This is a genomic window from Candidatus Methylomirabilota bacterium, from assembly GCA_035260325.1.
Classification (GTDB): domain Bacteria; phylum Methylomirabilota; class Methylomirabilia; order Rokubacteriales; family CSP1-6; genus AR19.
In genome coordinates, this window is the sequence record DATFVL010000098.1 from 1 (window position 1) to 5,166 (window position 5,166).

General features: G+C 72.8%; 8 protein-coding genes. 1 reads left to right on the forward strand and 7 read right to left on the reverse strand.

What is annotated here, in order from left to right; all coding sequences use genetic code 11:
- From VKG64_06940 to VKG64_06950, 3 genes are all read right to left on the reverse strand, one after another.
- Window positions 1-813 (reverse strand): 3-hydroxybutyryl-CoA dehydrogenase (locus VKG64_06940; GenBank protein ID HKB24775.1); only part of this gene is annotated, 813 nt, incomplete at its 3' end.
- Between the two features lie 27 nt (window positions 814-840).
- A complete protein-coding gene (locus VKG64_06945) occupies window positions 841-1,128 on the reverse strand; it encodes a hypothetical protein (protein HKB24776.1) in 288 nt (95 codons plus the stop codon).
- A 92-nt stretch (window positions 1,129-1,220) separates the two neighbouring features.
- A complete protein-coding gene (locus VKG64_06950) occupies window positions 1,221-1,745 on the reverse strand; it encodes an adenine phosphoribosyltransferase (protein ID HKB24777.1) in 525 nt (174 codons plus the stop codon).
- 177 nt (window positions 1,746-1,922) lie between these two features.
- Between VKG64_06950 and VKG64_06955 the strand changes: the two genes are divergently transcribed.
- Complete coding sequence (locus tag VKG64_06955) at window positions 1,923-2,297, forward strand: hypothetical protein (GenBank protein HKB24778.1); 375 nt, start codon at window positions 1,923-1,925, stop codon at window positions 2,295-2,297.
- A 27-nt stretch (window positions 2,298-2,324) separates the two neighbouring features.
- Here VKG64_06955 and VKG64_06960 read toward each other — a convergent pair whose 3' ends face one another.
- From VKG64_06960 to VKG64_06975, 4 genes are read right to left on the reverse strand one after another with little or no spacing between them, the layout of a single operon-like run.
- The gene (locus VKG64_06960; GenBank protein ID HKB24779.1) at window positions 2,325-3,173 is read right to left on the reverse strand and encodes an HAD family hydrolase; all 849 of its coding nucleotides are present in this window, start codon (window positions 3,171-3,173) and stop codon (window positions 2,325-2,327) included.
- Window positions 3,068-3,847, reverse strand: coding sequence for an enoyl-CoA hydratase-related protein (locus VKG64_06965; GenBank protein ID HKB24780.1), 780 nt, complete (start codon window positions 3,845-3,847; stop codon window positions 3,068-3,070). Before VKG64_06965 ends, VKG64_06960 begins: the two co-directional genes overlap by 106 nt.
- Window positions 3,848-4,165, reverse strand: coding sequence for a rhodanese-like domain-containing protein (locus tag VKG64_06970; protein ID HKB24781.1), 318 nt, complete (start codon window positions 4,163-4,165; stop codon window positions 3,848-3,850).
- 11 nt (window positions 4,166-4,176) lie between these two features.
- Entirely contained in the window at window positions 4,177-5,028 is an 852-nt protein-coding gene (locus VKG64_06975; protein ID HKB24782.1) for an alpha/beta fold hydrolase, read from the reverse strand.
- Window positions 5,029-5,166: the final 138 nt, after the last annotated feature.

Sequence of the window (5,166 nt, forward strand, 5' to 3'; positions counted from 1 at the left end):
GAGGCGCCCCGCCAGCACCATGCGCCTGAGCAGCGGCGGCGGCGCGTACCGAGGCTCGCGGAACTCCTCGAACATCACCTCGGCGACGTACATCGCCGTGTCGAGGCCCACGAGGTCGAGGAGCGTGAACGGTCCCATCGGGTGGCCGCAGCCGAGCTTCATCGCCTGGTCGATGTCCTCGAGCGTCGCGAGCCCGCCCTCGTAGACGCGGATCGCGTCGAGCAGGTACGGGACGAGGAGCCTGTTCACGATGAACGCGGTCGAGTCCTTCGTCTGCACCGGCGTCTTGCCGAGCGCGCGCACCCAGTCCGTGGCCACCTTCGCGGTGACCTCGTCGGTCAGGATGGTGCGGGCCACCTCGACCAGCTTCATCAGCGGCACCGGGTTGAAGAAGTGCAGGCCGAGGACCTGGCCCGGGCGCCGGGTCGCCGCCGCCATCGCGGTCACGTTGCACGACGAGGTGTTCGTCGCGAGGAGCGCGTGCGGCGGGCAGATCCGGTCGAGCTTCGCGAAGGTCTCGTTCTTGAGCTGCTGGTTCTCGGTCATCGCCTCGACGACGAGGTCCGAGCCCTTGAGGTCGTCGAGCCGCGTCGTGCCGGCGATCCGCGCGAGCGCTTCGTCCTTCGCCCGGGCGTCGAGCTTGCCCTTCGCGGCGAGCCCCTCGAGCGTCTCGCGGAGCCGCCCGAGCCCGCGCCCGACGAGCTCGTCGCTCGCCTCGACGAAGAGCACCTGGAAGCCCGCCTGTGCTGCGACCTGGACGATGCCGCCGCCCATGAGGCCGCAGCCGATCACGCCCACGTTCTTGATCGTCATGAGACCTCCGGCGGGGGCGAGCGTCTACTAGCGGCCGCGGCGACCCGGCAGGGGCGGCGGCTCGTAATGGACGTCGCCCGGCGGGCACGGGTTCCGCACCGTGATGGTCACGGGCAACGGCTCCGTCCTGCGGGGCGGCGGGCCGGGATCGCGGAGCGACTCGTCGAGCGTCGAGGCGCGCGGCGCGCTCGGCTGCGTCATGATGTTGAGGAGCATCGCGGCGCTGATCTGGGCCTTCGCCTCCTCGGCGGAGGCCGCGGACGCCCACGCGACGAGCGCGAGCAGCGCGGGCACGAGCACGAGCCGTCTAGCCATGGGGAGACTCTACCACTTCGAGCTTTCGCTCGCCTCGGACGGCGAGGCCCCAGCCCCGCGACGTCCTGCGGCTCGCACCACCATCGCGGTGCTCACTCGTACACGATCAGGGAGTGGAGCGGATGGCTCTTGAGCTTGTCGCGTCCGTGGAGGAACGCCAGCTCGATCAGGAACGCGACGCCGACGACCCGCCCGCCCAGCTGCTCGATCAGCCGGAGCGTGGCGGCCATCGTGCCTCCCGTCGCGAGCAGGTCGTCGACGGCGAGCACGCGCTGGCCGCGCTGGATCGCGTCCTCGTGCATCGCGAGCGCGTCACGGCCGTACTCGAGCTCGTACTCGACCTCGATGGTCTTGCCGGGAAGCTTGCCGAGCTTGCGCACGGGCACGAAGCCCGCGCCGAGCTGGTGCGCGACGGCGCCGCCGAAGACGAAGCCGCGCGACTCGACGCCGACGACGACGTCCACGCGCTCGTTCCGGTAGCGCTCGCACAGGAGGTCGATCACGCGACGGAACGCGGGCCCGTCCTTCAGGAGGGTCGTGATGTCCTTGAAGAGGATCCCCTCGGTCGGGAAGTCTTTGATGTCGCGGATCTTCGCTCTGAGGTCGGCGACGTCCATCGCGCGCCTATATTAGCGGCTCTTTGCCGCACCGCACAAGACGTCGGCCCGCGGCCAATGTGTCCGGCCACCCTGGCACGCTGACGGCCGGCGGGCCCGCGCAAATCGCTAATTTCACAGTATGCCCGGGGCGGCCGGTGGTGCGTGGCACTCTAGTTGCTCTGAGGAAGTCCCGGTATGCTGCTTCCGGAGCAAGTCCAGCGGCTGTTCCAACTCGCCCTGGTCGAGTTCGCGCCTGACTGGGAGATCGCCGGCGCCGTGACGGAGCTCTCCCTGCACAACGCGGAGCACTGGGTGTCCGGCCTCGGGACCTTCGGCCTCATCCTGCGAAGCCGCCCGACGAACCGGGTCAAGGTCCTCGGCTGGCGGAGCGGCGCGATCCAGAACGCGGCCTACTTCCGCGGCATCTCCTATCGCGTCCTCGAGGCGTACGCCGATCGGATCACCGATCCGATCCGGCGCTACTTCGAGGAGATCGGGATCGCGGCACCCCAGGAACACCCCGCGTGGGCGCCGAAGCCACCCACGGGCTCGAACCTCCGGTACGCCTAGCGCCCTGACGCCGCGCGCGCGGCCGCGTCAGGACTCGAGCCGCGCGATCGCCGCCGGCAGCTCCGCGAGGCGCGCGATCGTCGCGTCGGGGAGCGGCGCGCCGAGCGACTCCCGCCCGAGACTCGTCACCTGGATCGCGCGCATGCCGGCTCCGCGCGCCCCCTGCACGTCGAGGATCTCGTCGTCACCCACATGCACGGCGGTGGCGGGCTCGCCGCCGACGGCCCGGAGGGTGAGCGCGAAGATTTCCGGGTCGGGCTTGCGCACCCCCACCTCGTCGGAGAACGTCGTGTGCCTGAAGCACTCGAGAAGCCGGTAGCGCTCGAGGACCTTGCGCAGCGTCGCCCCGGGCGTGCGCATGATGTTCGACACGAGCGCGAGCGTGTACCCCCGCGCGGCGAGCGTCTCGAGCGCCGGGCGCGCCCCCTCGTCGACCGTCGGCGGCACGAGCAGCGCGGGCCGCGAGTAGGCGTCCACCAGCAGCCGCAGGACCTGCGGGGGGACGCGTCCCGGAAGCCCGGGGTCGAGCGCCGCCAGGATCACGCGGACGTGCTCCTCGACCGGCACGTCGCGGTGCCGGCTCCACAGGCGCGAGAGGAACGCGGCCGACGCGTCGTAGGCGCGATCGAGGGCGGCCGCCGACACGCGGACGTCGGTGGCGGTCAGGATGGTCCCGAAGTCGGCCATCCGGCGCCGCTTGTAGCGGTTGTCGCTCCCGGGCCCGTCGAGGAGGACCGTGCCCCAGAAGTCGAGCGTGATCGTGCGGATCTTCAGGACCGGCTCCTCCAGCCCGGCGCGCGCTTCTCGAGGTAGGCGCGCATCCCCTCGCGCGGCTCGGCGGTCGCGTAGGCGGCGGCGAACGCGTCGATCCCGCAGCGCACGGCGCTCGCGAGGTCGGTCTCGCGCCAGCGCACGAGCAGCGCCTTCTGCAGGCGCACGGCCTCCGGCCCGCACGCGACGATCTTCGCCGCGAGCGCCTCGGCGGCGGCGCGGACGCGCTCGGCGGGCACGACCTCGTTCACGAGCCCCCACTCCCGCGCGCGCTCGGCTGCGACCGGCTCGCCCGTGAGGAGCAGCTCCGCCGCGCGCCCCGGCCCGACGAGCGGCGGCAGGAGCGCGGCCTGGATCACCGACGGCACGCCGACGCGCACCTCGGGCAGGCCGAGCGGGGCGCCGGCGGCGGCGACGCGCAGGTCGCACGCGAGCGCCAGCTCGAAGCCGGCGCCGAGGCACGGCCCGTTGATCGCGGCGATCACCGGGAACGGCGCGCGGTGCACGGCGTCGATCGCGTCGTGGAGCGCCGCGATCAGATCGCGCGCGCCGGCCACGTCCAGGTCGCGCAGGATCGCCACGTCCATCCCCGCCGTGAAGGCGCGCCCGGCGCCGGTCACGATGGCGACGCGCGTGGCGCGGTCGGCGGCGAGGGTCCCGAAGGTCTCGCGGAGCGCGCGGATCAGGCCGGGCTCGAGGAGGTTGAGGGGCGGCCGGTCGAGCGTGCACCAGACGGTCGCGCCCGCCCGGTGGACCGTGAGGGATGTCGGGCCCGACACTTAGTAGCGGCGCATCGAGGGATCGACGGTGCGGGCCCAGTTGTCGAGGCCGCCCGCGAGGTTCCTCACGTTCTTGAAGCCGAGGGAGCGCAGGTACTCCACGACCGCCGCGCTCCGCACGCCCTGGTGGCAGTAGACCACGATCTCGTCCTCGGGATTCAGCTCGTCGGTCCGCACCTCGATCTCCTCGATCGGGATGTGCGTCGCGTTCGGGAGCCGGCAGAGCTTGGTCTCCCAGTCCTGGCGCACGTCGAGCAGGAGCGGGCAGTCGCTCCGGTCGACGCGGGCCTTCAGCTCCTGCGGCGTGATCCCGTCCATGGCCCTCGCCCTCAGCGCGGCGCCGGGCGCGCCGCGAGGAACTCCACGAGCCAGCCGTTCACCTGCTCGGCGTGCTCGATCTGCGGGAAGTGGCCGCAGTCGTCCACCCAGCGCGTCGCGGCGTTCGGCAGCGCCTCCGCGACCTCGACGCAGTGCACCGCCGGCGCGACACGATCCTGACGGCCGTGGATCAGGAGGACGGGGGGCTCGAGCGTGGCGAGCGCGCGGCGGTAGTCGTCGCGGCGGGTCTCGAAGTCCGCGCGCACGTGACGGAGGGTCGCGAGGTACGCGTGGCGCGCGTCGGGCGCGGTCCGGGCCGCGTACTCGTGCTCGACGAAGAAGTCCACCTCCGCGCGCACGGGCCGGTGGAAGCAGCGCGCGAGCGCCGCCTTGAAGAGGGCGGCCGAGGCGACGAGCGAGAGCGCCTCGCCGACGCCCGGGAGCGCGACGAGCCGGTAGATCCACGCGGGGCTGTACGAGAAGCCCGGGACGACGCCGCCGATGAGCGCGAGCCGGTCGACGCGCGCCGGGCGCGTCAGCGCGTAGGTGACCGCGACGGCGGCGCCGAGCGAGTGGCCCACCAGCGAGGCCTGCCCGACGCCGAGCACCTCGACGAAGCCGTGCAGCGCGCGGGCGAAGTCGGCGAGGCGGTAGTGCGTGCGCGGCTTCGCCGACGTCCCGAAGCCGGGGAGGTCGAGGGCGTAGACCGTCGCGCGGCGGGCGAGCGGCGCGAGGTTGTGCCGCCACGATTCGGCGAACCCGCCGAGTCCGTGCAGGAGCACGACGGCAGGGCCGCGTCCCTCGACGACGTAGTGGAGACCGAGCCCGTCGACCTCGCCGCCGCGCAGCCGGATCTCTGGCATGAGGCTACGATTCTACCAGACCGTCTTGGCCCAGACGCCGGCTCAGGGCGCGCCGGAACGGGAAGAGGCTGAAGACGCCGCCCGTGTGGACGAAGCAGACGCGGGCGCCGAGGGCGCGCGGCTCGCGACGGAGCCGGT